Annotated in this window: 20 protein-coding genes; 6 read left to right on the top strand and 14 right to left on the bottom strand. The window is 70.8% G+C overall.

Features of this window, described 5'->3' with window-relative positions; translation table 11 throughout:
• Window positions 1-27 precede the first annotated feature (27 nt).
• Window positions 28-1,083 carry a hypothetical protein gene (locus ACI2L1_RS08965; protein WP_404738626.1) on the bottom strand — a complete coding sequence of 352 codons (1,056 nt, stop codon included), beginning with the start codon at window positions 1,081-1,083 and terminating at the stop codon, window positions 28-30.
• A gap of 206 nt (window positions 1,084-1,289) precedes the next feature.
• Window positions 1,290-3,875 carry an aminopeptidase N gene (gene pepN, locus ACI2L1_RS08960; protein WP_404738625.1) on the bottom strand — a complete coding sequence of 862 codons (2,586 nt, stop codon included), beginning with the start codon at window positions 3,873-3,875 and terminating at the stop codon, window positions 1,290-1,292.
• Window positions 3,876-4,012: 137 nt separating this feature from the next.
• Between pepN and ACI2L1_RS08955 the strand changes: the two genes are divergently transcribed.
• Entirely contained in the window at window positions 4,013-4,675 is a 663-nt protein-coding gene (locus ACI2L1_RS08955; RefSeq protein ID WP_404738624.1) for a DsbA family protein, read from the top strand.
• Between the two features lie 292 nt (window positions 4,676-4,967).
• On the opposite strand, the gene ACI2L1_RS08950 is transcribed toward ACI2L1_RS08955, so the two are convergent.
• Window positions 4,968-6,395: an FGGY family carbohydrate kinase gene (locus tag ACI2L1_RS08950; protein ID WP_404738623.1), complete on the bottom strand. Its 1,428-nt coding sequence runs from the start codon at window positions 6,393-6,395 to the stop codon at window positions 4,968-4,970.
• Between the two features lie 25 nt (window positions 6,396-6,420).
• Entirely contained in the window at window positions 6,421-7,464 is a 1,044-nt protein-coding gene (locus ACI2L1_RS08945; RefSeq protein ID WP_404738622.1) for a 2-hydroxyacid dehydrogenase, read from the bottom strand.
• A gap of 97 nt (window positions 7,465-7,561) precedes the next feature.
• Between ACI2L1_RS08945 and ACI2L1_RS08940 the strand changes: the two genes are divergently transcribed.
• From ACI2L1_RS08940 to ACI2L1_RS08930, 3 genes are all read left to right on the top strand, one after another.
• Window positions 7,562-9,163, top strand: coding sequence for an FGGY-family carbohydrate kinase (locus ACI2L1_RS08940; RefSeq protein WP_404738718.1), 1,602 nt, complete (start codon window positions 7,562-7,564; stop codon window positions 9,161-9,163).
• Window positions 9,164-9,231: 68 nt separating this feature from the next.
• Complete coding sequence (locus tag ACI2L1_RS08935) at window positions 9,232-9,861, top strand: histidine phosphatase family protein (RefSeq protein ID WP_404738621.1); 630 nt, start codon at window positions 9,232-9,234, stop codon at window positions 9,859-9,861.
• 12 nt (window positions 9,862-9,873) lie between these two features.
• Complete coding sequence (locus ACI2L1_RS08930) at window positions 9,874-10,650, top strand: SAM-dependent methyltransferase (protein WP_404738620.1); 777 nt, start codon at window positions 9,874-9,876, stop codon at window positions 10,648-10,650.
• Window positions 10,651-10,770: 120 nt separating this feature from the next.
• Here the strand turns inward: ACI2L1_RS08930 and ACI2L1_RS08925 are convergent, their stop codons facing one another.
• The 7 genes from ACI2L1_RS08925 to ACI2L1_RS08895 all read right to left on the bottom strand — a co-directional run bounded on the left by ACI2L1_RS08925 (window position 10,771) and on the right by ACI2L1_RS08895 (window position 18,448).
• Window positions 10,771-12,114, bottom strand: a complete 1,344-nt coding sequence (locus ACI2L1_RS08925; RefSeq protein WP_404738619.1) for an amino acid permease — start codon at window positions 12,112-12,114, stop codon at window positions 10,771-10,773.
• A gap of 112 nt (window positions 12,115-12,226) precedes the next feature.
• Window positions 12,227-13,123 (bottom strand): TauD/TfdA dioxygenase family protein, encoded by an 897-nt coding sequence (locus tag ACI2L1_RS08920; RefSeq protein WP_404738618.1) that lies wholly within the window; start codon window positions 13,121-13,123, stop codon window positions 12,227-12,229.
• 15 nt (window positions 13,124-13,138) lie between these two features.
• Window positions 13,139-14,476: an LLM class flavin-dependent oxidoreductase gene (locus tag ACI2L1_RS08915; protein ID WP_404738617.1), complete on the bottom strand. Its 1,338-nt coding sequence runs from the start codon at window positions 14,474-14,476 to the stop codon at window positions 13,139-13,141.
• Window positions 14,473-15,198 carry an ABC transporter ATP-binding protein gene (locus ACI2L1_RS08910; protein WP_404738616.1) on the bottom strand — a complete coding sequence of 242 codons (726 nt, stop codon included), beginning with the start codon at window positions 15,196-15,198 and terminating at the stop codon, window positions 14,473-14,475. The genes ACI2L1_RS08915 and ACI2L1_RS08910 overlap by 4 nt, the downstream gene beginning before the upstream one ends.
• Window positions 15,174-16,019, bottom strand: a complete 846-nt coding sequence (locus ACI2L1_RS08905; RefSeq protein ID WP_404738615.1) for an ABC transporter permease — start codon at window positions 16,017-16,019, stop codon at window positions 15,174-15,176. The genes ACI2L1_RS08910 and ACI2L1_RS08905 overlap by 25 nt, the downstream gene beginning before the upstream one ends.
• Window positions 16,016-17,083: an ABC transporter substrate-binding protein gene (locus tag ACI2L1_RS08900; protein WP_404738614.1), complete on the bottom strand. Its 1,068-nt coding sequence runs from the start codon at window positions 17,081-17,083 to the stop codon at window positions 16,016-16,018. Before ACI2L1_RS08900 ends, ACI2L1_RS08905 begins: the two co-directional genes overlap by 4 nt.
• 180 nt (window positions 17,084-17,263) lie before the next feature.
• Window positions 17,264-18,448, bottom strand: a complete 1,185-nt coding sequence (locus ACI2L1_RS08895; RefSeq protein WP_404738613.1) for an ROK family protein — start codon at window positions 18,446-18,448, stop codon at window positions 17,264-17,266.
• A gap of 420 nt (window positions 18,449-18,868) precedes the next feature.
• On the opposite strand from ACI2L1_RS08895, the gene ACI2L1_RS08890 reads away from it, so the two are divergent.
• Complete coding sequence (locus ACI2L1_RS08890; RefSeq protein ID WP_404738612.1) at window positions 18,869-19,444, top strand: biotin transporter BioY; 576 nt, start codon at window positions 18,869-18,871, stop codon at window positions 19,442-19,444.
• Here ACI2L1_RS08890 and ACI2L1_RS08885 read toward each other — a convergent pair.
• Together ACI2L1_RS08885 and ACI2L1_RS08880 are read right to left on the bottom strand one after the other, a co-directional pair.
• On the bottom strand, window positions 19,434-19,562 hold the full coding sequence (locus ACI2L1_RS08885; protein WP_404738611.1) for a hypothetical protein: 129 nt from the start codon (window positions 19,560-19,562) through the stop codon (window positions 19,434-19,436). The two genes, ACI2L1_RS08890 and ACI2L1_RS08885, sit on opposite strands and share 11 nt — an antisense overlap.
• A 70-nt stretch (window positions 19,563-19,632) precedes the next feature.
• Window positions 19,633-20,358, bottom strand: coding sequence for a hypothetical protein (locus ACI2L1_RS08880; protein ID WP_404738610.1), 726 nt, complete (start codon window positions 20,356-20,358; stop codon window positions 19,633-19,635).
• 257 nt (window positions 20,359-20,615) lie between these two features.
• Here ACI2L1_RS08880 and ACI2L1_RS08875 point away from each other — a divergent pair, with 257 nt between their 5' ends.
• Window positions 20,616-23,612, top strand: coding sequence for a protein kinase (locus ACI2L1_RS08875; RefSeq protein ID WP_404738609.1), 2,997 nt, complete (start codon window positions 20,616-20,618; stop codon window positions 23,610-23,612).
• A gap of 5 nt (window positions 23,613-23,617) precedes the next feature.
• Here ACI2L1_RS08875 and ACI2L1_RS08870 read toward each other — a convergent pair whose 3' ends face one another.
• Window positions 23,618-25,030 (bottom strand): amino acid permease, encoded by a 1,413-nt coding sequence (locus ACI2L1_RS08870; protein WP_404738608.1) that lies wholly within the window; start codon window positions 25,028-25,030, stop codon window positions 23,618-23,620.
• Window positions 25,031-25,160 lie beyond the last annotated feature (130 nt).

The following is a 25,160-nucleotide window of genomic DNA, read 5'->3' as shown; positions in this document are numbered from 1 at the left end:
CTCTCCCCTCCTGATCCCGCCCCGTGACTACCGGGGCAGCACCACGACATAGGCTGCGGGATCTCGGTCGCCGGAGGCCATCAGGGCCGTACGGACGATCGCCGCCTGCTGCTCCATCGCGTCCCGGAGCTTGCGCGGGGTGATGTGGACGACTGTGATGCCGAGCCGCTCCAGGTGCTCGCGCTTGCGGGCGTACTCCGACCAGAGCGCGTCGTCGTCCTCCCGATGGCCTTGGCGCGGTGCCCGGGTGTCGAGCTCGACCGCGACCGCCTGCTCCGGCCAGTAGGCGTCCAGGCCGCCGAGGTGGGGGCCGCCCGGGAGTCGCAGGTCGACGTTCCAGACCGGGTCCGGAAGGCCGTACTCCTGGACCATGCGGTACAGGCGGTCCTCCGCGATCGCCCGGCCCTCGGCGAGCAGCGAGTCCACGGCGTCCACCACGTGCGGGCGGCTCAGCAGCTTGGCGTTGTTCAACTCCCGGACGACCGCGGCCGGTTCGCAGTGCCCGCCGCGCACCGCCTCCGTCAGCAGTCGGCGCACCGCGCCCGCGTCCGTCAGTTCCGTGACCGCGTCGGCGAGGGCGCGCGGGACCGGGGCGACCGGGACGCCGGTGACCTGCTCGGGCGCGGGGAGCGACGATGTGCGGACGACCCGGGCGTAGCCGGTCGAGCGCAGTCGGCGGAGCCTCGGGACCAGGACGTCGATCCGGTCGATGGAGAGCAGGGGCGGGGTCGAACTGAAGCCGTACAGCGTGAGTGCCGCGAGGCCCGTGATCATCGCCTCCGCGTAGACCGGGCGGTGCTCCTGCGCGCCCGGCTGTGCCGGGACCCCGGTGCCGCGCTCCCGTGCCGCGTACATCAGCACCGCGTGCAGCCGCTCCTCGCTGGTCGGCGGTCCCGGGTGGAGCAGGAAGACCCCCGGGAGGATCTGCTGCCAGGGGCCGCCGGCCCTGCACTGCTCGCTCGCTTCGGCGGCCGAGACGCCCTGCGTACGGAGATGGGCGGCCGTCACGAGACGGCGGTGCACCTCGGAGAGGTGACGCAGGGGGCGGGGGGAGAGCGGGGGGACCGGGGTGTTGTGGTTCATGCAGCGGAGCTTCCCGCACCTGATCCGCCTCCTAACCGCTGTTACACGTCCGTCGACAAACACGGACAAGATGGCACTAAAGGACGGGTGTTCGGGTGCCGAGTAGGGAGCGAAAACCCCTGGTCCATTCGGGTGGGGACCAGGGGTTACGGCTGCCGTGGAACGTATTTCGTAACGGCCCTCGTACGCCCAGGCTCAGGCCAAAGTCACTCGTGGTTGACGGTCCCGGCATCGCACGCCTGCCCTCGCAGCGCCCGCGCCAGATCGTCCCGCCCCTCAAGCACCAGCCTCCGCAGCGCCGGCGCCGCGTCCTCGTGCGCCGCGAGCCAGGCGTCGGCCGCGTCCAGCGTGGCCCGCGAGTCCCGCAGGGAGGGGAACAGCCCCGAGACGATGTTCATCGCGATCTGGATCGAACGGTCCTGCCAGACCCGCTCGATCACCGCGAAGTACTTCTCCGTGTACGGCGCCAGCAGGTTCCGCTGGGACGGCTGGTTGAAGCCCGAGATCGTCGCCTCGGCCAGGGCGTTGGAGAGCGTGTCCGACTCCACGACCTGCGCCCACGCCTGCGCCTTCACCGCCTCGGACGGACGGGAGGCCAGACACCGGACCTGGTGGCGCTTGCCGGACGCGGTGTCGTCGCGGGCGAGTTCGGCGGCCAGCGCCTTCTCGTCGGCGACCCCCCACGCGGTCAGCGGCTGAAGGAACGCCCACCGCAGCTCCTGGTCGACGTCCAGCCCGTCGATGGCCGAGGTGCCGTCCAGCAGGCCCTGCAACAGCTCGAAACCGCCCGGGTCCTCGGCCGTCCGCGCGAAGAACCGCGCCCACGCCAGCTGCTGCTCGCTGCCCGGCTCGGCGGCGAGCAGCTCCCGCTCGGCGCCCTCGGCGAGCAGCCCCGCACCCTCGTCCCGCCAATCGGGCGCCGCGTAGTGCACGACCGCCGACTCGGCCCAGGCGTGCAGCATCTGCAGGACGCCGATGTCGGACTCGCGGCCCGCGAAGCGCAGCACGATGTCCATGAACTCCCTGGCCGGGAGCAGCGCGTCCCGCGTCATGTTCCACAGCGCCGACCAGCACAGGGCGCGCGCGAGCGGGTCGGTGAGGTCGCCGAGCCCCGCCTTCAGGGTCTCCAAAGAGCCCGCGTCGAAGCGGGTCTTGCAGTACGTCAGATCGTCGTCGTTGACGAGCACGAGCTCCGGGGCCTCGGCACCGGCGAGCTCCGCCACGACCGTACGCGGCCCGTCGACGTCGGCCTCGGCGCGCGCGTACCGCTCCAGAGCCCCTTCGGGCGTACGGCGGTACAGCCCCACCGCCACCCGGTGCGGCCGCAGTTCGGGGTGCGACTCGGCCGCCTCCTGCACGACCGCCAGCTCGTCGACCCGCCCCTCGGCGCTCAACAGCACCTGTGGGGTGAGGGAGTTGACACCGGCCGTCTGGAGCCAGGACCGCGCCCACGCGCCCATGTCCCGCCCGCTGGTCTCCTCAAGGACCGACAGCAGATCGCCGAGGCGTGTGTTGCCGTACGCGTGCCGCTTGAAGTAGCGCCGCGCGCCCTCCAGGAACGCGTCCTGGCCGACGTACGCGACGAGCTGCTTGAGGACCGAGGCCCCCTTCGCGTACGTGATGCCGTCGAAGTTGAGCTTGGCGTCCTGGAGGTCGCGGATGTCGGCGGTGATGGGGTGCGTGGAGGGCAGCTGGTCGGCGCGGTAGGCCCAGGCCTTGCGGCGGTTGGCGAAGGTGATCCAGGCGTCCTTGAAGCGGGTTGCGCCGACGTTGGCGAAGGTGCCCATGAAGTCCGCGAAGGACTCCTTCAGCCACAGGTCGTCCCACCACACCATGGTGACCAGGTCGCCGAACCACATGTGCGCCATCTCGTGCAGGATGACGTTGGCCCGGCCCTCGTACGACGCCCGCGTCACCTTGCCCCGGAAGATGAACTCCTCGCGGAAGGTGACGAGCCCCGGGTTCTCCATCGCCCCGAGGTTGTACTCGGGCACGAACGCCTGGTCGTACTTCCCGAAGGGGTACGGGTAGTCGAAGTGCTCGTGGAAGAAGTCCAGGCCCTGCTTGGTGACGAGGAAGACGTCGTCGGAGTCGAAGTAGGGGGCGAGCCCCTTGCGGCACAGGGCGCCGAGCGGGATCTCCAGGGTCGTGCCGTCGCCCAGATCACGTGAGTAGGAGTCCGTGACGTAGTGGTAGGGCCCCGCCACCACACACGTGATGTACGTCGAGATCGGCTTCGTCTCCGCGAACCGCCAGACCCCGTCGGCCAGGTCCCCGACCCCGTTGCTCCACACCGTCCAGCCCTGGGGCGCCCGCACCTCGAAGCGGAAGGGCGCCTTGAGGTCCGGCTGCTCGAAGTTCGCGAAGACGCGGCGGGAGTCGGCCGGCTCGTACTGCGTGTAGAGGTAGACCTCGCCGTCCTCGGGGTCGACGAAGCGGTGCATGCCCTCACCGGTGCGGGAGTAGGCGCACTGGGCGTCGACGATCAGTTCGTTGTCGGCGGCGAGGTCCTCCAGGGCGATCCGGGAACCGTCGAAGACCTCACCCGGGTCGAGGTCCCGGCCGTTGAGCGAGACCGCCGTGACGCTCGGGGCGATCAGGTCCGCGAAGCTCGACGCCCCCGGTTCGTTGCACCGGAAGCGGATCGTGGTCACGGACCGGAAGGTGCGCGGGCCGTCCCCGGTCTGGTCGCCGACCGCCGAGCGCAGGTCGAGGGACACGTCGTACCCGTCGACGGACAGCAGGGCGGCCCGCTCCCGGGCCTCGTCACGGGACAGATTCTCACCGGGCACGGGCGATGCTCCCTCGGATGGTGTTCAGCATGCGGACAGGCCCGATCCTGCCATGTGCCCCTGACATCGGTCAGCCGGGAATGGGGTGGGCGACGAGCGGTGTTGTCCCTTGAAACGAACCCTTATCTAGGAGACCCATGTCCGAGACCGTGAGCGCCTCCGGAAAGACCCCCGTCGACTTCTGGTTCGACCCGCTGTGCCCCTGGGCCTGGATGACCTCCCGCTGGGTCCTGGAGGTGGAGAAGGTCCGGGACATCGAGGTGCGCTGGCACATCATGAGCCTGGCGGTGCTCAACGAGCCGAAGATCGACGAGCTGCCCGAGCAGTACCGCGAGCTGCTGGAGACCAAGGCCTGGCAGCCGATCCGGGTGGTCACCGCGGCCTGGCAGAAGCACGGCTCCGACATCCTCGGCCCGCTGTACACCGCACTCGGCACCCGTATCCACAACGAGGGACAGGGCCCGACGCGCGAGGCCGTCGAAGGCGCCCTGGCGGACGTCGGCCTGCCCGCCGACCTGATCGACTACTTCGATCAGAAGGACTTCGAGTTCGACGCCGAACTGCGGGCCTCCCACAAGGAGGGCATCGACAAGGTCGGCCAGGACGTCGGCACCCCGGTCATCGCGGTCCCCGGCGCCGACGGAGAGCAGATCGCCTTCTTCGGCCCGGTCGTCACCCCGGCCCCCAAGGGCGAGGAGGCGGCCAGGCTGTGGGACGGCACCCTGGCGGTCGCCTCGGTCCCGGGCTTCTACGAGATCAAGCGCACCCGTACGAAGGGCCCGGACTTCAGCAACCTGTAGTCACTTCTCGGGCTTGGGAAAGGACCCCCCGTCTTTCTGATCCCCGAGCCGCTGGTAGCGAAGACAGCCCTCACGGGCACACCGGTAGTACGAGCCCAGGCGGGTATGCCTGGGCTTGTGCTCCCGTACGAACCTCTGCTCCTCGTCGGTGAGCGCCCGAAACTCCTGAAGCGACCCACCACAATTCGAGCACCGCATGAACACCGTGCACTCCCACCCACCTAGGGGCGCGGGGCTGTATCGATATGCGGCTCCGCCGCGTGGGCGCGACCAGCCACAACGAAACCCGCGGCTAACGTCCGGCCTTCCCCCGAGCCACATCCAACCGAACCAAATGCTCTTGGAACCCCTTGGCGTAGTACGCGGAACGCCCCGCATCCGGCTCAACGATCGCCGTGGGTTCGGTCCAGCCCCCCGCATCCAGCGAAACCCCGTACCGCTCAGCGGCAGCCAACACCGCCCCCCGAGCCCCCACCTCCCCCTCAACCACCTTGAGCGGCCGCCCGAGCACATCGGCCAGCAACCGCATCCAGGCCGGACTCCGGGTCCCCCCGCCGCACACCGCGAGAGCGCCCGTCAGCCCCGCCGCCTCCAGACAGTGCCGGGCCGCGTACCCGATCCCCTCACAGGTCGCCCGGATCAGATCGGCAGGCGTCGTCTCCAGCGAGACCCCACTGAGCTCGGCCCGCAGATGGGGCTCGACAAACGGAGCCCGCTCCCCGGAGGGAGCGAAGTACGGCAGCACCCGCACCCCGTGCGCCCCCGGCGGGGTCGACGCCAGCAGGCCGTCCACCTCCGCATGCGTGACGCCCGTGGTCGACAGCACCCAGTCCAGCGCGGCGGTACCGACCATCGCCGGCATCGCCCGCAGCCGATGCCCGTGCCGGTCGGTGGAGATGTACAGCCCGGCCGGCTCACCGCTCAGGTCGAGCTCGGTCGTGGCGACCAGCGCCGCCAGACATGTACCGACGATGAGGAGCCCGTCCCCCGGCGCGGTCACCCCCGCCCCCAGCGCACAGGCCGGCAGATCGTACGGCCCGTTCGAGAGCCGGGTCCCGGACGGCAGCCCTTCGCCCCGTGCCGAACCCGTGGCGATCCGGTCCTCGACGGCGGGCAGCAGCCGTCGGCGACGGGTGAGCCCCAGCAGCTCCACCACCCGGTTGTCGTACGACCTCGTCCGCGGATCGAGGAACGGCATCGACGCGTCCGACACGTCCGTGGCCGCCCGCACCGCACCCGTCAGCCGCTGGAAGACCATGTCCTTGCAGTACACGGCCGCGGCGGCGGCATTCAGGGACTTCGGTTCGTACCGGTCGAGCCAGGCCAGCAGCGGACCCGGTGAGCCGGGGAACATCGCGCCGCCGGTCCGCCGGAACACCGTCTCGAAGGTGCCGTCCGCCAGCCACTGGTCGAGGAGTTCGTGTGCCCGCCCGTCCATCCAGGACACCGCGGACCGCACCGGCCGCCCTTCCGCGTCGACCAGCCACACCCCGTCGCCCTGCCCGGTCAGCCCGGCCAGCTCCACCGGCTCCGGCACCCGCCCGGTCAGCTTGCCGAGGACCTCGACGACCGCGCCGTACACCTCCTCCATGTCCTGCTCGACGAATCCGCCGTGCAGGGAGAGCTCCACCGGGCGTGACTCGACGGCCAGTTGACGGCCCTCGCCGTCGAAGGCGGCGGCCTTGACGACGGACGTGCCCACATCGATACCGACGTACATGAAGAAATCCCTCCTAGGGCCTAGGTCACGTCAAGCAGTGCGCCAACCGCTCCCCCCGCGCCCAGCGGCCCACCTCCTCCGCCGCGATCCTCGCCGCCTTCTCGGCCACCGCGCGGCTCGCCCCGCCGAGGTGCGGGGTGAGGACGACCCGGTCGGCCAGGGCGTGCAGCCGGGAGTCCGCGGGCAGCGGCTCGTGCTCGTAGGTGTCGAGGGCCGCCGCCGACAGCCGGCCGCTCTCCAGGGCGTCGCACAGGGCGGACTCGTCGATGAGCGGTCCGCGGGCGACGTTCACCAAGACCGCCCCCTGAGGCAGCAGGGCCAGCTCGCGGGCGCCGATCAGGCCGCGGGTCTCGGAGGTGAGACGGGCGTGCAGAGTGATCACCCGGGAGCGGGTGAGGAGCTGGTCCAGGGAGGTCACGCGCAGGCCGTGGATCTCGCCGCGCACATAGGGGTCGTACACCATGACCTGCGCGCCGAAGGCGCACAGCACGCGCGCGACCCGGCTGCCGACGGCGCCGTAGCCGACGAGTCCGACGGGCAGGTCCTCCAGCTCCAGGCCGCTGTGCTCGTACGTGTAGTAGGCGGCGCCGCCCTCCCAACTGCCCTGTCCGGCGAGGAGGTCGTGGGCCTGGGGGATGCGGCGCAGGGCGGCGAGCAGTGTGCCGACGGTGAACTCGGCGGTGGCGGCGGCGTTGCGTCCTGGCGCGAAGCACACGCGGACGTCCCGGGCCTTGGCCGCGTCGAGGTTCACGTTGACCGGCCCGCCCCGGCAGACGACCACGAGCCGCAGGTCGTCGGCGGCGTTCAGTACCCGCTCGGTGACCGGGCCCATCTGGGTGACAAGGACCTCCGCGCCGTCCAGCGCCTCGATCAGTTCGTCCTCGGCGTCGCTCGCCTCCGTCACCTCCGAGACGGGCCCGAAGGGTTCGAGGGGCCAGCCGAGTGTCAACTCCGTCGTCCGTACGGCGATGTCGCCCAGCTCGGCCTCGACGGCCCCGGCGATCAGCCCTGGCAGCACGAAGTGGTCACCGGCCGCCACGACACGTACGGGATCGGTCCTCTGGGTCATCGTCGACCTCCGAGTCGTCGCTTCACTCACACGATGTTGAGCTGCCTGTCCGGGGTACGCATAGACCCCGTGCGGGTGGGAGGCCCCGATGACAGAGATGACGGACGAGATCGAGACGGCGTGGCTGGGGATCGACCTCGGCACGCAGAGTGTGCGCGCGCTGGTGGTCACGGCCGACGGAACCGTGCTGGGCCGGGGTTCCGCCCCGCTCGGCGGCCGACGCGAGGGTGTGCGGCACGAGCAGGATCCGGGGGAGTGGTGGGAGGCGGTCCGTACGGCGTCCCGGGCCGCGCTCACCACTCCGATGGGCGTACGGCTCGGGGGGCTCGCGGTGTGCGGGACGTCCGGGACGGTCCTGCTGACGGACGGGGAGGGGCGCCCGGTGAGTCCCGCCCTGATGTACGACGACGGACGCGCGGCGGGTGAGGCGGCGTGGCTGCGGGAGGCGGGCCTCACGGTCCAGGACACGTGGGCACTGCCGAAGGCGCTGTGGCTGGCGCGGGAGCACGAGGGAAGGCCGGGTTCCGGCCGGCCGTTCGGTGGTGGGGGAGCGTGCAGTGGCCAGGGGGCTGACAGCGGCGGGCTCGCGGGCAGGCAGCCCGGCCCCGGCCTGCGTCGGAACAGCCCGCTCCCGTCCGGCCTGCGCCTGGCCCACCAGCCCGACGCGATCGTCACTCGGCTCATCGGCACCCGGGCCGCCGCCGACTCCAGTCACGCCCTGAAGACCGGCTACGACCTTGAGCGGGCCGCTTGGCCTGAAGTCGCCCTTGATCTCCTCGGCGAGGCGCTGCCCGACGTCGTACCTCCCGGCACCCGGCTCGGCGAGGTCTGCCCGGCCGCCGCCGAGGCCACCGGTATCCCCGCCGGCACTCCGGTGATCGCGGGGATGACCGACGGCTGCGCGGCCCAGATCGCGGCGGGCGCCCTGCGGCACGGCTCCTGGAACTCGGTGCTCGGCACCACCCTGGTGCTCAAGGGGGCCGCCCCCGAGCCGGTCCCGGACCCCACCGGCGTGGTCTACAACCACCGTGCGCCGGGCGGGACATGGCTGCCCGGCGGGGCGTCGAGCGTGGGCGCGGGCGCGCTCCCGGCGGTCACCGACCCCGCGGCGATGGACGAGCGGGCGGCCGCCTTCGAGCCGTCCGGCACGGTCACCTACCCGCTGGTGTCACCGGGGGAGCGTTTCCCCTTCCTGGCCCCGGACGCCACCGCCGTCCTCCTCGGCACCCCCGCCGACGACGCCGACCGCTGGGCCGGGATCCTCCAGGGCGTCGGATTCGCGGAGCGCCTGTGCCTGGACTACCTGCACCACCTGGGCGCACCCCTCGACGGACCCCTCACCTTCACCGGCGGCGCCGCCCGCAGCCCGTACTGGAACCAGCTCCGCGCCGACATCCTCGCCCGCCCGGCCCGCGTCCCCGAACAGCCCGAACCGGCCCTGGGAATGGCCGCGTTGGCGGCCCACGGCGTCACCGGGGAGCTCTTGCCTGACATCGCCGAACGCATGGTCCGCATCCACACGATCCTGGAACCACGCCCAGACCGCACAGCACTCTTCGCCGAGCCGTACGCCCGTCTCGTCGACGAACTCACGAGCCGCGGCTGGCTCCCGGCCCCGGTCGCGGCGCACGCGCACAGTCGGCTGAACGGGGACACCAACCTGTGCCACCCCCCACCCAGGGGCGCTGGGCAGTACTGAATGTGCGGCTACCGCCGCGCGTGCGCGACCAGCCACGACGGCGCCGCACCTACCGACGGGACTACGCGATGAGCACGAGCACGACCCTGCTGCTGGCCCGGCACGGGCAGACGATCTGGCACGCCGAGAACCGTTACGCGGGCGTGAGCGACATCGGGCTCACCGACGAGGGGCGGGCCCAGGCGGAGGCGCTCGGGCGGTGGGCCGCCGTACACCGTCCCGACGCGGTCTGGACGTCCCCCCTCTCGCGGGCGGTCGCCACCGCAGACCCGGCCTGCCGTGCCCTGGGAGTCACCGCGCACCGCGAACCCGGGCTCAGGGAGTGCGATTTCGGGGTGGTGGAGGGCCGTACCCTCGCGGAGTTCGCGGCGGAGGTGCCCGACGCGGCCGAGGCCTTCCGGGCGGACCCGGTGACATATCCCTTCCCTGGCGCGGAGGACCCGACGGCGGCCGCCGCCCGGGGCACGCGGGCGCTCCGCCGTATCGCCGCCGCCCACCCCGGCGAGCGCGTCCTGGTCGTCGCCCACAACACCCTGCTGCGGCTGGTCCTGTGCTCGCTGCTGTCGATCCCGGCCCGGGAGTACCGCAGAGTGTTCCCGCGGTTGCGCAACGCGGCGATCACCGAACTCCGCCTCGACAAGGAGGGATCCGCCGCACTTCTCTCGCTCAATGTGCCGTGCGAGCCGGACCGGTCGTAGCACGATAGGACCATGACGGAGATCGACACCTCGGTGCCGCATTCGGCCCGGATCTGGAACTACTGGCTCGGCGGCAAGGACAACTACCCCGTCGACGAGGAGGCCGGCGATGCCTACACCGCCGTCTTCCCCGGCATCGTCACGATCGCCCGCAGCAGCCGGGCCTTTCTCGGCCGCAGCATCCGGTACCTGGTCGAGGAGGCGGGCATCCGCCAGTTCCTGGACGTCGGCACCGGACTGCCCACGGTCGACAACACCCACGAGGTCGCCCAGCGCAGCGCCCCCGAATCGAAGATCGTCTACGTCGACAACGACCCGCTGGTCCTGGCCCACGCCCGCGCCCTGCTCACCTCCACTCCTCAGGGCGAGACGGCGTACGAGGACCTGACCCTCTACGAGCCGGAGAAGATCCTCGACGCGGCCTCCCGGACCCTCGACCTCACCCGTCCCACGGCCCTGATCCTCAGCGGCATCCTCGGCCATGTCGCCGACTACGACCTGGCCCGTGACCTGGTCGGCCGCCTGGTGGCCGGCCTGCCCTCCGGCAGCTACCTCTGCGTCAACGACGGCTCCCGCGGCACCGACCCGGACTACGAACAGGCCCAGGACGCCTACAACGAGACCGGCGCGGTCCCCTACTTCCTGCGCCCGGTCGACAGGATCGAGGCGTTCTTCGAGGGTCTGGAGCTGGTGGACCCGGGCGTGGTCTCGGTCCCGCTGTGGCGCCCGGACGGCGACTCGGCACCGGCGCCGATCGGCCAGCACGGTGGTGTGGGGCGAAAGGCCTGACCACAGTTGGGAAGCCCCTGCGAGTCAGGTCCTCGCGGGGGCTTCCGTCATTCCGCCCGCCCGCATGAAGGTTGAGAAGACGATCACGAGGCCGGGCGCCTTATTGCAAGTATATTGCAACTACAGGCTAGCAATAAAAAGGCGCTTCTGTCGCGCGTATCCGACCCCTGCCAGGACGAGTGTCATCGCGCCCGTCGAGTACAGCTGCACCCGGGTGGCGGGTTCCCGGGCCATCAGGACGAGGATCGCCGCCATGCCCGCCAGCGCGACCCAGGTCAGGAGCGGAAAGGTCCGGGCCCGGCGCAGGCGCAGCTGGGAGACGGCGACGAAGCCCCAGACGACCAGGACGACCGCGCCGATGATGTTGAGGAGCCAGGAGAACGCGTCGTCGGGGCGCCAGTGGCTCAGCACCACACACCCGAAACCGAAGCCACAGGAGGCCAGGACGGCGATCCGCGGGACACCGCCGGACACCCGGCCAAGGACCCTCGGACCCAGACCGCGCTCGACCAGGGAGTAGGCGATGCGCGAGGAGCCGTAGATGTTGGCGTTCATCGCCGAGAGCAGGGCGACCAGCACGACGACGTTCATGATCTGACCCGCGCCCGGGATGCCCAGTTCGTCGAGGGCGGCGATATACGGGCCCTTCTCCACGACCGCCTTCGCGTCCCAGGGGACCAGGGTGACGATCACCGCCATCGAGCCGACGTAGAACAGGGCGATCCGCCACATCGCCGTACGGACCGCGCTCGCCACCCCGCGCACCGGGTCCTCGGACTCGGCGGCCGCGATGGTGACCGTCTCCAGACCGCCGTACGCGAAGACGGAGGCGAGCAGACCGACGACCAGGCCCTCGCCGCCGCCCGGGAAGAAGTCCGTCAGGTTCGCGGTGCCGGGGGAGTCGGTGCCGGGCAGGACACCGGCGATCGCCAGCACCCCGAGGATCAGGAACAGGCCGATCGCGCCGACCTTCAGGGCCGCGAACCAGAACTCGAACTCGCCGAAGTTCTTCACCGCGGCCAGGTTCGTGACGCAGAAGACCAGTATGAACAGCGCCACCCAGGCCCATTCGGGGGTGCCCGGGAGCCAGCCGGTCACGATCTTCGCGGCGCCGATGCCCTCCAGGCCCACGGCCGTGCAGAGCAGGACCCAGAACGACCAGCCGGCGGTGAAGCCCGCCCAGGGACCGATCGCGCGCTCGGCGTGCGCGGAGAAGGAACCGGAGGAGGGGTGCGCGGCCGACATCTCGCCGAGCATCCGCATCACCAGCATCACAAGGAGGCCGGAGAGCGTGTAGGCGAGGACGATCGACGGCCCGGCGGCGGCGATCCCCGCGCCGGAACCGACGAACAGACCGGCGCCGATGACCCCGCCGAGGGCGATCATCGACAGATGGCGCTGCTTGAGACCGTGGGACAGGGAGGCGTCGGACTCTTGTGGAGTCGTGACGGTGGTGCTGGGCATGGGCGTGGTTCGTCCAGTGCGTGAGACGGCAAAAACGCCCACAGTCTGGGCGGTCTCCCCAGGTCAGAGGGGAGACCGCCCAGCATGCGGACGTCCGCGGAACCCGCTGTGACTACGCCGCTACGGCCGTGTAGTGCGAGGCGTCGCCCTGGATCACGTAGCTCTCCTTGCCCTCGATGCCCACCGGGACGTCCCCGGCGACGGTCACCCGGTGCAGGCGGCGCGGCAGACCGTCGTAGTTGTCGACGGCGTAGTGCTGGGTGATGCGGTTGTCGAAGAGGACGAGCTGGTTCTCGGACCAGCGGTGGCGCAGCAGGTTCTCCGGGCGGGTCACATACGCCTGGAGCAGGTCGAGGACCTTGCGTGACTCGCCCGTCGACAGGCCCACGATCCGCTGCGCGAACCCGCCGATGAACAGCCCGCGTTCACCGGTCAGGGGGTGCACCCGGACCACGGGGTGGGCCGTGCGGTACTTGATCGAGGTGAACTGCGCGCGTCGGGCGGCCTGTTGCTCGTCCAGGGTCTCCTCCGGCACGGCGTAGTCGTAGTCGTTTGTGTGCTCGGCCCACAGGTCGTCGGCGAGGCGCCTGAGCGGCTCCGGCAGATCCCGGTAGGCCGCCGCCGAGTTGGCGATCAGCGTCTCGCCCCCGTACGGCGGGATCGTCAGGCTGCGCAGGGTGCTGGCCTGCGGCGGGTTGAGGACGAACGTGACGTCGGTGTGCCAGTTGTTGGCGGCCTGGCCGCCCTCGCTGTCGACGGGCAGGACGTTCGGGGCGCCGTCCACGGCGGGCACGGTCGGGTGGGCCGTGGTGAGCTCGCCGAAGTGCCGGGCGAAGGCCTGCTGGCCCTCGTCGTCGAGGTTCACGTCGCTGAAGACCAGCGCCTTGTGGACGTTGAGGGCGTCCCGGAGGGCGGTGGCCGTCTCCTCGTCGAGGGGCCTGGAGAGGTCGACGCCGGAGATGTGGGCGCCGATGTTCGCGGTGACCTTGCGGATCTCGATACCGGACATGTGCGGGGGTCCTTCCTAGGCGTGGACGGGCTGGACGTACTGGTTCACGGGGCGGGGGAGGCCGTAGCGCTCCCGCAGGGTCCGGCGGGGGCCGTATTCCGCGCGGAGCAGGCCGCGGGTGCGCAGGATCGGGACGACGTGGTCGACGAAGGCGTCGAGGCCGGACGGCAGCACCGCGGGCATGATGTTGAAGCCGTCGGCGGCACCCTGCGTGAACCAGGTCTCGATGGCGTCCGCGACCTGCTCGGACGTACCGGCGAAGGTGAGATGGCCGCGCCCGCCGCCGAGCCGGCCGATCAGCTGCCGCACGGTGAGACGGTCGCGCCGGGCCAGCTCCACGACCAGCGTGTAGCGGCTCCTGGCGCCCTCGATGGCGGACTCGGGCGGCAGATCGGAGGGAAGTTCGCGGTCCAACTCCAGGGTGCCAAGGGGGAGTTGCAGCAGCCGCTCCAGGTTGGCCACACCGTGCCGGTGCACGATGTGGTCCTCCAGTTCCCGCTCCTTGGCGAGCGCCTCGGTCTCCGTGGCGCCGATGACCGGGACGATGCCGGGGAGCACCTTGATGTGCTCGGGGTCGCGACCGGCCGCGACGGTACGGGACTTGAGATCGGCGTAGAAGGCCCGCGCGTCCTCGATGGTCTGCTGGGCGGTGAACACCGCCTCGGCGTACCGGGCCGCGAACTCCTTGCCGTCCTCACTGGAGCCCGCCTGCACCAGCAGGGGGTAACCCTGGGGTGTGCGGGGCACGTTGAGCGCGCCCTCGACGCTGAAGTACGTCCCCTGGTGGCGGGGCGGGTGGATCTTCGTGTCGTCGCCCCAGACGCCGGCGGCCTTGTCGCCGACGATCGCGTCGTCCTCCCAGCTGTCCCAGAGCTTGAGGGCCACGTCGAGGAACTCGGCGGCCCGGGCATAGCGGTCCGCGTGCGCGGGCTCGTGCTCAAGACCGAAGTTCCGCGCGGCCTCCCTGCCCGCGGTGGTGACGATGTTCCAGCCCGCCCGGCCCCCGCTGATGATGTCGAGCGAGGCGAACTTGCGGGCCAGGTTGTAGGGCGAGTTGTAGGACGTGGAGGCGGTCGCGATCAGCCCGATGTGCTCGGTGGCCGTCGCCAGCGCGGTCAGCAGGGTGAGCGGCTCCAGGGCGCCGGCGGGCCGCTGTGCGAGGTTGCTCCACAGCTGCGGTCCGTCGGCCAGGAAGAGCGAGTCGAAGGTGCCGCGCTCGGCGATCCGGGCGAGGTGCACGAAGTGGTCGAGCTCGACGTGCGCGAACGGGTCGCTCTCCGGGAGCCGCCAGGAGGCCTCGTGGTGGCCGGTGTTCATCAGGAACGCGTTCAGGTGAAGCTGTCTGTTGGTCATGCGTGGTCCTCCGTCACACCGAGCGCGGCCAGCAGCCGCTCCCGGTACTCGCCCAGCAGGGGGCCCCGGTACGAACGCGGGTGCGGGCGGTCCAGGGTCAGGTCGAGGCCGATACGGCCCTGTTCGAGTACGAGCACACGGTCCGCGAGCACGATCGCCTCGTCCACGTCGTGGGTGACGAGCAGGACGGACGGCCGGTGGCGCTTCCACAGCTCACGCAGCAACGTGTGCATCCTGATGCGTGTCAGTGCGTCCAGCGCCCCGAACGGCTCGTCGGCCAGCAGGAGTTCGGGTTCCCGGACCAGCGAGCGGGCCAGGGCGGCGCGCTGCGCCTCGCCGCCGGAGAGCTCGCTGGGCCAGGCCTGTTCGCGGCCTTTCAGGCCCACCTCGGCGAGCGCCTCGCGGCCCCTTTCCTCGCCGTCCGTGCCGAGGAGGACGTTGTCCAGCACCCGCCGCCAGGGCAGCAGCCGCGAGTCCTGGAAGACCACCGACACCCGCTCGGGAGCGGCGAGTTGCCCGCTCCCCACCACCTCGTGGTCCAGCCCCGCCACCGCCCGCAGCAGCGTGCTCTTTCCGGAGCCGCTGTGCCCGAGCAGGGCCACGAACTGCCCGGCCGGGATGTCGAGGTCGATGCCGTCGAGGACCGTGCGCCCGTCGAACGACCGGGTGAGCCCCCGGAGTCGGACCGCGGGCCGGGTCAGCTGCTCAGTGTGCGCCGCCATGACAGCACCCTCCGTTCGATGAGACGGACCGCGCTGTCGGAGACCAGGCCGAAGACGCCGTAGACGACGAGACCGACGAGGATCACATCGCTCTGGCCGTAGTTCTGGGCCTGGAACATCATGTAGCCGAGTCCGCTGGTGGCGTTGATCTGCTCCAGGACGACCAGGCCCAGCCAGGAGCCGGTGACGCCGAGCCGGAGTCCCACGAAGAATCCGGGCAGCGCGCCGGGGACGACGATCTGCCGCACGAAGGCGAACCTCGACAGGCCCTGCACCTCGGCGAGTTCGACGAAGCGGTTGTCGATGCCGGACAGCGCGGCATGGGTGTTCAGATAGATCGGGATGTAGACGACGATCGCGATGATGGCGACCTTGAAGGCCTCGCCGATGCCCAGCCAGAGGATGAACAGCGGGATCAGACCGAGGGTCGGGATCGCCCGGTTGAGGCTCACCGTCCCGTCGATCAGCGCCTCGCCGACCCGGCTGAGGCCGGAGGCCAGGGCCAGCAGGACACCGGCGACCAGCCCGATCGCGAATCCGGTCGCGGCCCGCTGGAGCGAGGTCAGGATGTCGGTGGTCAGGGTTCCCTCGGTCCACAGATGGGCGCCCGTCCTCACCACCGTCCAGGGCGCCGGGATCGCGGCCGGGTCGAGCTGTCCGGCGGCGGACGCGGCGGCCCACAGGGCGAGGAACAGGACCGGTCCGGTGAGCCGGGCGGCGGGCAGCCGCCTGCCGGGGGAGAGCCGGCGGCGCCTGCGGACCCGGGAAGCGTCCTCGGCGACCACGGCTGGGGCGGCCGCGGTGGTGGTCACGGCGCTCACCTCCGGTACTCCGCGGCCACGGACTTCGCCGCGATGCCCTCGAAGCGGTGGTCGAAGAGCTCGCCCACGTCGAACTTCTTCACGAAGCCGCCCTCCGCAAGCAGATCCGCGGTCTCCTGCTCCCACTTGATCGCCTCGTCCCAACTCGGCGGGAACAGCGGCTTGTTGGCGAGCGCGGTGACCGCTTTCGCCTGCGGGAGGGTCAGGTTCTGCGTCTTCACGTAGAACTCCTCGTTCCAGATGTCGGGGTTCTCGTACGTCCACACCTGGCCCTTGGCCCAGTAGGGGATGTACGCGGCGATCGCGGCGGCCTTCGCGGGGTCGCCCAGCACCGAGGTGGGCGCCCAGAGCAGGTTGAGCAGGTCGACCACGTCGGTGGTGATGGCGTGGGCGCCCTTGGCCTCGTACTGCTGGAGATAGGCGGGCGCCTGGCTGTTGGCGAGCGGCGCCACGTCCACCTGGCCGGACTGCAGGGCCGTGAAGAACTGGTTGCTGGTCAGCGGGACGAGCTTCACCTCGTCGTAGGAGAGCCCGGCCTTCTTCAACGCCCGCAGCAGAACGACCCCCTGGGCCTGCCCCTGTGAGAACGCGAGCTTCTTCCCCTTGAAATCCTCGACCGCGCGGATGTCGCTGCCGGGCTTGGTGGCGAACAGGTAGTTCGGTTTGCGGGTGATGTTGATCGCGACGATTTTCGCGTCGTAGCCCTGGAAGTGCGACTGGATCGGCGGGATTCCCGCGTTGTTGGCGATATCAAGGGAGCCGGACCGGAAGGCGTTGATGACATCGGGCCCGGCGCTGATATTGGGCCAGTCGGTCACCTTGAACGGCAACTCGCCCAGCTTGCCGAGTCTCAACTGGAGTTGCTGGGTGCCGGAATACGAGGCGATCTTCAGACTCGTACCGGCCGGGACCTTGGCGGCGATCGGGGCGGACAGGGCGTCCTCGCTGTCGGCGGCGGCACTGCTGCCGGCGCAGCCGCTGAGACCGGCGACACCGGCCGCGGCACCGAGGACCGAGGAGAGGAACAGCCGCCGGTCGATACCGGACGTGCGGGAATACGGCATGGGAAGACTCCATGGATCAGTGCATGGGAAAGTCACGAAGAAATGCGTTCATGCAGGGGAAATGAGCGCGTCACACGGGGCAACGTGTCAGCAACAAAGGGCGCGACAGTGCAGGTTCGGGCTCATGAACACGATGCTCGCGGTCATTCGGAGTCCCTGTCAACATTCGGAGTTTCTGAATTAATTCCGCTCAGGTGACAGGGTCAGTGGATCCCGGTAAAGCACGTCGAGCGCCACCGAACCGCCTGCCACGGCGAGCACGGAATCGGGGAAACTCGACGGCACCACGGAGGCCGCACGCTCGTCTCCGACCCCCTCGCGCAACGCGGCGAGGCAGTCCTCCCGGTGCAGGACACCGACCTCGGTGACCACGACCGTCTCCGGGTTCAGCACATCGAGCAGCAGCCGTGCCGCCCGCCCGACAGCCCCGGCCCGCTCCACCAGCAGCCGTACCGCCCCGGGGTCGCCCGCGGCCGCCGCCGCGACCACATGCATCGGGTTCACACCCTCGGTGATCCCCGCCCGCCGGGCTCGACGGCACAACGTCCGCTCGCTCAGCTCGACTTGGAGGCAGCCGACCCGCCCGCAGTCGCAGGGCTCGGTGCCGCCCGGCACCGGCAGATGGGCGATCGCGCCCGCCTGGGAACGCGGTCCGTGGTGCACCTCGTCGTGGGTGGCGAACGCCGCGTCCACCACATTGCCGACGAACAGATGCAGCACGCTGCGGCTGCCGCGCGCCCGCCCGAACAGCCGCTCCGCGTTGACCAACGCCCGCGCGTGCCCGTCCACATGGACCGGCAGGCCGGTCAGGGTGCCGAGCACCTGCCGCACCGGCACGTCGTGCCAGTCCAGCAGGGGGTGCTCGACGACGGTCCCGGAGTCCCGGTCCACCCAGCCGCCGACGGCCACGCCGACACCGAGCGGCCGGCAGCCGGGGGCGTTGTCCAGCAGGGCCCCGAGCGCTTCGGCGGCCCGGGCCAACACCGGCTCGGGAGCGGTGCGTTCGTGCTTCAGCTCGCGCCGGGCCAGCACCCGGCCGCGCAGATCGAGCAGCGCGACCGTGGTGTACGGCACCGCCACGTGCACGCCGCCGACCACGAACCGTGAGTCGTCCAGGTCGACGGGGACGTGCGGGCGCCCCACGCCGTTCGACCGCCGGGGCACGGCCGACTCACGGATCAGGCCGAGCTCGGTGAACCGGGTGCAGTAGTCCGTCACCGACGCGGGGGACAGTCCGGTCAGCCGGGCGATGGTGCTGCGTGCCACCGGTCCGTGCTCCAGCACGGAGCGCAGGACGACGCTCGCGCTCGTCCGGCGCCGGGAGGTGAGGGTGGGGGTGACAGGGGGTGCCGCGGTACGGGGCATGGAAGACCGTCCTGGGAACGGGGGCCGACACGTCTCGGAGGATGAGGCGCGCCGGAACCCGCCTCACACCGGACGGCGACAGGTGGCCGTGCCCACGCGTCGCAGGTCGACATGGCGACGCGACGAGAAGTACCGGGACTGGGCGACCATGTCAGGAAGGGTAGGCCAGAAACGGTGAATCCCACCAGACCACTAGGGTTCATTTGGTGATTCCCCACAGCGGGCCGCACGCCGCTCTGTGTATCCCGGGCCACCTCACCTCAGTGACAGGGGTCACGCCGAACCGGATGTCACCCACACTCTTTGTCCGGAGCCCACCAAGCCCCCGTTCCCGGCTTTGTCGACCGTTGACGGTGATCGGCCCGAGGACGCCGGGATAGCGTCACCGTGTCCCCTGTCGTTCACACTCGCGGAGTCCCCATGAGCACCGCCGTCGCCCCCGTCCGCACCGGCCAGGTCCTCGCCGACCTGATCCCCGCCTCCCGCGTCCGGGACATCGCGCTGGTGGTCGGCGGCGCCGCCCTCACCGGCCTCGCCGCGCAGCTCTCCGTGCCCGTCCCGGGCTCCCCGGTGCCGGTGACCGGCCAGACCTTCGCCGCGCTGCTCGTCGGCACGACGCTCGGCGCCCGCCGGGGTGTCGCCTCCCTCGCCCTGTACGCGCTGGCCGGCCTCGCCGGACTCCCGTGGTTCGCCCAGGGCACCTCCGGGATCTCGGTCTCCTTCGGCTACATCCTCGGCATGATCCTGGCCTCCGCCGCCGTCGGCGCCCTGGCCCGCCGCGGCGCCGACCGCTCGATGCTCCGCATGGCCGGCACGATGCTGGTCGGCGAGGCGATCATCTACGCCATCGGCGTCCCCTACCTCGCCTACGCCGCCGACCTGTCGGCCTCCGTCGCGATCGCCGCAGGCCTCACCCCGTTCCTCCTCGGCGACGCCCTCAAGGCGGCCCTGGCGATGGGAGTCCTCCCCACCACCTGGAAGCTCGTCAAGCACTGACACTCCTCCGGAAGAGGCTCGCCGGGTCGTCCACCGACTCCAACCCGGCGAGCCTCTTCCGCGTTTCGCCGTCGTACAGCCCCTCGACCCGATCTTCGTCGTGGGGCGAGGTGTTCATGGCGGACAGGGTGGAGGCCTGACCCGACAACTTCCGTCAGGTCAGGCCTCCATCGGTTTCCCGCCGTGGATCAGCCGGTGCGCTGCGGCCGCCGCTGCGACCACCACAGTCCGGCCACGCCCGCCGCCATCAGCGACGCGCCCGCCGCCCCCAGTGGCAGCAGGTCACGGGCGACACCGGTCTTGGGCAGCTCGCCCGCCGTGTCGCCACCGGGTGCCACCGGCTTGTTGTCGGTGCCCAGCAGCAGCGGGGTGGCCGGGGCGTTCGGTGACGGGTTGGTCGTACCGAACGGAACCGGGCCCTGCTGCCAGAACGTCTTCTTTCCGTCGCTGGTCTGCACCGGCAGACAGATCTTTCCGGTCTTGTCGAGATCGAATGTGGCGTCCACCGCGTACGACTTCGACTTACCGGCCGCGAGATTGTCGATCGGGCAGGCGAAACCGCTGTTCGAACCCTCCGGCAGATCCTTTTCCGCAATCGGAGAGCAGCCTTGAACGTTTTTGACCGTAAGGCCGTCGAAACCGACGACCAAAAGCCTGATCTTTCCGCTGTCCTTGCTCCCGTCGTTCTTCACGGTGGCCGTGAGGTCGGTCTCCTGCGAGCTGTTGTCGACGGAGATCGTCTCGGGCAGTGTCGTCGTCAGTTCCACGCCGGCCGGTGCCTGGTCGACGGCCTTTCCCCCCTTGCTGCTTGCGGGTCCCTCGTCCGCGCTCGCGGTGAAGGACAGGATCATCACCGTCGAGAAAGATGCCGTGACCAGCGATCCGGCAATGGTCGTCATACGACGAGAACTCATGTTCGTCCCCCTTGGCTGCGCCTGAATTCGCAGTACTTGAAGAGGTACCACAAGATTTCTCCGCACTATGCTGTTACGGCTCGAAGTGTGACCATTGTGTGGCAGTCAGGGCGTCGTTGAGGGGGTGCAGCGGATTGCCGGGGAACGCGGGAAACACGGGGAATGCGGGAAACTCAAGGAGCGGTGGAGTTCCAGGGCTCCTGGTGACGGGTCGTTATCGCCTGGTCGAGAGTATCGGCCAGGGGGGAATGGGGCGGGTGTGGCGAGCCGCCGACGAGATGCTCGACCGGCAGGTCGCGGTCAAGGAGATGCGGATCGACGGCCTCGACGCGGAGGACACCCGCACCCGCCGTGAACGCACCTTGCGCGAGGCCAGGGCCACGGCCCGGATCGACCACCCCAACGTCGTACGGGTCTACGACGTCGTGGACGAGGGCGAACGCCTGTGGATCGTCATGGAGTTGGTCAAGGGCCGCTCCCTGGAACGCATCATGGTGGAGGACGGCCCGCTGGGCCCACGCGCGGCCGCGCTCCTCGGCCTCGGCCTGGTGGAGGCACTCCGCCAGGTGCACGCACGCGGCGTGCTGCACCGGGACATCAAACCCGGCAACGTCCTGGTGGAGTCCGGCGACCGGTCCGGCCGTCGGATCGTCCTCACGGACTTCGGCATCGCCGCGATGCAGGACGCCGAGGCGCTCACCATGGTCGGCATGCTCGTCGGCTCCCCCGACTACATGGCTCCCGAGCGGGTCTCCGGCCGCCCTCAAGGGCCGCCCTCGGACATCTGGTCCCTGGGCGCGACACTCTGCGCGGCCCTCGGCGGCCGCTCCCCGTTCTCCCGCGACACCACCCTGGCCACACTGCATGCCGTCCTCTACGAGGAGCCGGAACTCCCCGCCGCCGCAGGTCCGTTGACCGACATCCTGACGGCACTGCTGGAGAAGGACCCGTCGATACGACCCGGCCTGGACGAGGTGGAGCCGGCCCTGCACACGGTGGCGTTCCCGGCATCCACCCCCACACCGACACTGCGGGTGGGGCCGGGGGGAGGCGTCGGCGAGTCCGACGAGGAACGGGCGGCGGAGCCGGGTGAGCGGCGCGGACGGCACACCGGAGCCGGCGAGACAGACGATGAGGAGACGCCGGCGAGGCACGAGCCCGCCGGGCGGGGGCCGTTGGCGGGGGGAGCAGGGGAAGCGCCGGCCGGTTCGCCGGATGTGGGGACTCCGGACGTGGCGGGGCCTCAGGCGGTCCCTCCTGGGGTCGCGTCGGACCCACTGAACCTCCCGTCGGACCCGTCGGCGGCCTCGCCGGACACCTCGGAAGCCACGCCTCCGTCGCCGTGGACTCCGCGGGAGTTGCCCACGCCGGCCTATCTGGGGACGCGGGTCGTGCGGGCGGTGCGGGATCCGCGGGTGCCGGAGCCCGAGCCCGAGCCCGAGCCCGAGCCGGAGACCGGGTCGGAGCCGGTGCGGGATGCGTCGGAGACGGAGCCGGAGTCTGTACCGGCCCTGGTGCGGGATGCGTCGGAGACGGAGCCGGAGTCTGTACCGGCCCTGGTGCGGGATGCGTCGGAGATGGAGCCGGAGTCCGTACCCGCCCTGGGGCGGAATGCTGTGGACGGGGAGCCCTCGGACGCTGTGCCGGACGGGCACGGTTCCTCGGACGCCGCCGTCGCCGTCGACGCCCCGGACCCAGAGCCCCCGCCCTCGGACACACCGCCGGAGGGCGGCCGGTCCGGCATCGGGGCCGACGTGGCCGCCGACGCCGTAGCCGAAGAGCCCGAACCCCGGCAGCAGCCCTCGACCCCGCACCCCGCCAGTGCCTCCACCGAGGCCGCCTCGGAGGAGCGCTCGGAGGTCCGGTCGGAGACGCCGTCCGGGAGTTCGGTGGGAGCCGTGCTCAGGGCAGGCGCCACCACGACCAGTACGCCCCTCGCGAGCGCTCCCACCCAGGACTCCCTCTCGGCGGGCGCCCCCACCGAGCACTTCCCCATGCCGGACGCGCCGACGCGGGACGCCCCCACGCACGCCGCCTCCAGCCCCACGCGGCTCGGCCCGCGCCGCTCCCGCCCCGGCGTCTCCCTGGTCCGCGGCCCCCAGGCCGTCCCCGACCGGCGCCGCGCCCCGGACACCGGGCCCGGACACACACCGAGCACGGGAAGCACCGGCGGTCCTGGCCCGGCCACGGGTGACCCGGGTGTCGGTAGTGGCAGTTCTGGCATGGTCACCGGCGAGCTTGGAGCCGGTACCGGCAGTCCTGCCCCGGTAACCGGCGGCCCAGGCGCAGGCACCGGCGAGCCTGACCCCGTCATGGGTGTCCCCGGCATCGGAAGCGTCGGCCCTGGCGGTCCAGGCTCCGCTCCCGGTGCCTCCGAGGCCGGGGCCGGTACTGGCGAGGGCTCCGCGACCACCCCGCGTACCGGCCCCCGTGCCGACCCCGAGCTCACCCCAGCCGGCAGCCCGGCCCCCGGCAGGGTCCGCCGCCCCGACTCCGGCCCGGATCCGGACGTCGGCGCCGACCCCGGCTCGGCCCTGGTCCTCGGCCCGCATCCGCTCCGTATGCCCCAGGGCGAACTCCCCGGCCCCGCCCGCCCGGTCACCCCGGGACGCGGTCGCCGCCGGACCGCCCTGCTCGCCGTCGGGAGCGTGGTCGTGGCGGGGGCCGTCGTGGCGGTCGTCCTGGCGACCACCTCGGGTTCACCGGGCGGCGACGACAAGGCGGGCGGCTCGCCGTCCTCCTCCGTCTCCGCCTCGCAGCCCGCCACCTCCGGCGGTACGCCGAGCGACACGCCGTCTTCCACCGTCGAGGGCACCTCCCGCCCCCGCTCCCTCCCGCCCGGCGCGCATGAGGAAGCCGGTGGGTTCGCGTGGGCGACCCCCACCGGCTGGCGGCGCGACGTGAAGACGGGTGCGGAGGTCCACTACACCTCACCCGACGGGAAGCAGGAGCTCGCGGCCAAGTCCTCCCTGGCACGAGGCGACTTGATGGAGACCTGGAAGACCTCCGAGCAGAACGCCCACCAGGGCCGGGACTACCGCAAGCTCCGCCTGGAGGAGACGACGTTCCGCGGCCACCCCGCGGTCGTCTGGGAGTACACCTTCACCCTCGACGGCGTCCCCTGGCACGCCCGGCTGCTCGGCTTCAACGTGGGCGACAAGTCGTACCAGATCAACACCTGGTACCAGCCGGACATCGAGACGCAGGCTCTCAAGACCTACGACAGAGTGAAGGACAGCTTCACCGCCCTCTGAACGCGTCAGCCGACGGACACCTTGTCCGTCACCTCACCCGCCGGGCCGGTGTCCGAACGCCCGCCCCGGGCCTTGTCCTTCACCACCGCGATCACGATCACCGCCGCCGCGACGAGCAGCGACAGCAGCACGGTCTCCCGCCCGTCGTGCTCGGTGTCGGTCAGCATGTACCCGAGGACGAACACGATCAGCGCGGCCGTCGCCCAGGTCAGATACGGGTACAGCCACATCCTGACGACCAGCTTCTCCGGCGCCTCGGCCTGGATGATCTTCCGCATCCGCAGCTGCGAGAAGCAGATGACCAGCCACACGAACAGGGCCACCGCACCGGAGGAGTTGACGAGGAAGAGGAAGATCGTGTCGGGGGAGAGGTAGTTGAAGAAGACGGCCACGAAGCCGAACACCACCGACGCGAGGATCGCCGCCATCGGCACACCCCGCCCGTTGACCCGGGCGAACGCCTTCGGCGCGTCCCCCCGCTCACCGAGCGAGAAGGCCATCCGGGAGGCCGTGTAGAGACCGGAGTTGAGACAGGACAGCACCGAGGTCAGCACGATGAAGTTCATGATCTGACCGGCGTGCGCGATCCCGAGGGAGTCGAGCGCGGCGACGTAGGAACCCTTGTCGGCGATGGACTTGTCGTCCCACGGCAGCAGGGTGACGACGACGAAGATCGAGCCGAGGTAGAAGACGGCGATACGCCAGATGACGCTGTTGGTCGCCTTGGTGACGGCCTTGCGGGGGTTCTCGGTCTCTCCGGCGGCGAGGGTGACGATCTCGCTGCCCATGAAGGAGAACACGACCAGCAGTACGCCGGTGAGGATGGCACCGGCTCCGTGGGGGAGGAAGCCGCCGTGGTCGGTGAGGTTGGAGAGCCCGGCCTTGTCGCTGTCGACCCCGGGCAGCACGCCGAAGACGGCGAGTGCACCGATCACGATGAAGGCACCGATGGCGACGACCTTGATCCCGGCGAACCAGAACTCGAACTCGCCGTAGGACGCCACGGAGACCAGGTTGGTGGCGGTCAGCACCACCATCACGATCAGCGCCCACCCCCACTGCGGTACGGCGGGTATCCAGCCTTCGAGGATCTTGGCACCGGCGGTCGCCTCGACGGCGAGCACGACGACCCAGAAGAACCAGTACAGCCAGCCGATGGAGAACCCGGCCCAGCGCCCGAGCGCCCGGTCGGCGTGCGCGGAGAACGAGCCCGAGCTCGGATTCGCGGCGGACATCTCACCGAGCATCCGCATCACGAGGACGACCATCGTGCCGACGAGGGCGTACGACAGCAGGATGCCGGGTCCGGCGGTGGCGATACCGGAGCTGGAGCCCACGAAGAGGCCCGCGCCGATGACACCGCCGATGGCGATCATCGAGAGGTGACGGTTCTTGAGTCCGGCCTGGAGACCAGTCATACGGGGAATTCCTTCGCACCGGGTGTGGGGGCTCCCGTACGAGCGGTGTACGGGTCGGTCCAGTGAATCGGAGGTAACGGAATTCCTGAACCTCTGAATCCAGATCGTTACTTGAGATTTCCTTGAGGTT

Source organism: Streptomyces sp. NPDC019531 (genome assembly GCF_044903305.1).
In the GTDB taxonomy this organism is placed as follows: Bacteria; Actinomycetota; Actinomycetes; order Streptomycetales; family Streptomycetaceae; genus Streptomyces.
Note: the sequence above shows the minus strand (reverse complement) of the source record. Positions and strands in the feature narration are given on the sequence as shown.

Coding starts and splice junctions, on each gene's coding strand:
- ACI2L1_RS08900 (WP_404738614.1), bottom strand. CDS start 17,083: ATGCCGTATTCCCGCACGTCCGGTATCGACCGGCGGCTGTTCCTCTCC.
- ACI2L1_RS08890 (WP_404738612.1), top strand. CDS start 18,869: ATGAGCACCGCCGTCGCCCCCGTCCGCACCGGCCAGGTCCTCGCCGAC.
- ACI2L1_RS08885 (WP_404738611.1), bottom strand. CDS start 19,562: ATGAACACCTCGCCCCACGACGAAGATCGGGTCGAGGGGCTGTACGAC.
- ACI2L1_RS08935 (WP_404738621.1), top strand. CDS start 9,232: ATGAGCACGAGCACGACCCTGCTGCTGGCCCGGCACGGGCAGACGATC.
- ACI2L1_RS08925 (WP_404738619.1), bottom strand. CDS start 12,114: ATGCCCAGCACCACCGTCACGACTCCACAAGAGTCCGACGCCTCCCTG.
- ACI2L1_RS08920 (WP_404738618.1), bottom strand. CDS start 13,123: ATGTCCGGTATCGAGATCCGCAAGGTCACCGCGAACATCGGCGCCCAC.
- ACI2L1_RS08950 (WP_404738623.1), bottom strand. CDS start 6,395: ATGTACGTCGGTATCGATGTGGGCACGTCCGTCGTCAAGGCCGCCGCC.
- ACI2L1_RS08910 (WP_404738616.1), bottom strand. CDS start 15,198: ATGGCGGCGCACACTGAGCAGCTGACCCGGCCCGCGGTCCGACTCCGG.
- ACI2L1_RS08870 (WP_404738608.1), bottom strand. CDS start 25,030: ATGACTGGTCTCCAGGCCGGACTCAAGAACCGTCACCTCTCGATGATC.
- ACI2L1_RS08965 (WP_404738626.1), bottom strand. CDS start 1,083: ATGAACCACAACACCCCGGTCCCCCCGCTCTCCCCCCGCCCCCTGCGT.
- ACI2L1_RS08945 (WP_404738622.1), bottom strand. CDS start 7,464: ATGACCCAGAGGACCGATCCCGTACGTGTCGTGGCGGCCGGTGACCAC.
- ACI2L1_RS08940 (WP_404738718.1), top strand. CDS start 7,562: ATGACGGACGAGATCGAGACGGCGTGGCTGGGGATCGACCTCGGCACG.
- ACI2L1_RS08955 (WP_404738624.1), top strand. CDS start 4,013: ATGTCCGAGACCGTGAGCGCCTCCGGAAAGACCCCCGTCGACTTCTGG.
- ACI2L1_RS08930 (WP_404738620.1), top strand. CDS start 9,874: ATGACGGAGATCGACACCTCGGTGCCGCATTCGGCCCGGATCTGGAAC.
- ACI2L1_RS08915 (WP_404738617.1), bottom strand. CDS start 14,476: ATGACCAACAGACAGCTTCACCTGAACGCGTTCCTGATGAACACCGGC.
- ACI2L1_RS08895 (WP_404738613.1), bottom strand. CDS start 18,448: ATGCCCCGTACCGCGGCACCCCCTGTCACCCCCACCCTCACCTCCCGG.
- ACI2L1_RS08880 (WP_404738610.1), bottom strand. CDS start 20,358: ATGAGTTCTCGTCGTATGACGACCATTGCCGGATCGCTGGTCACGGCA.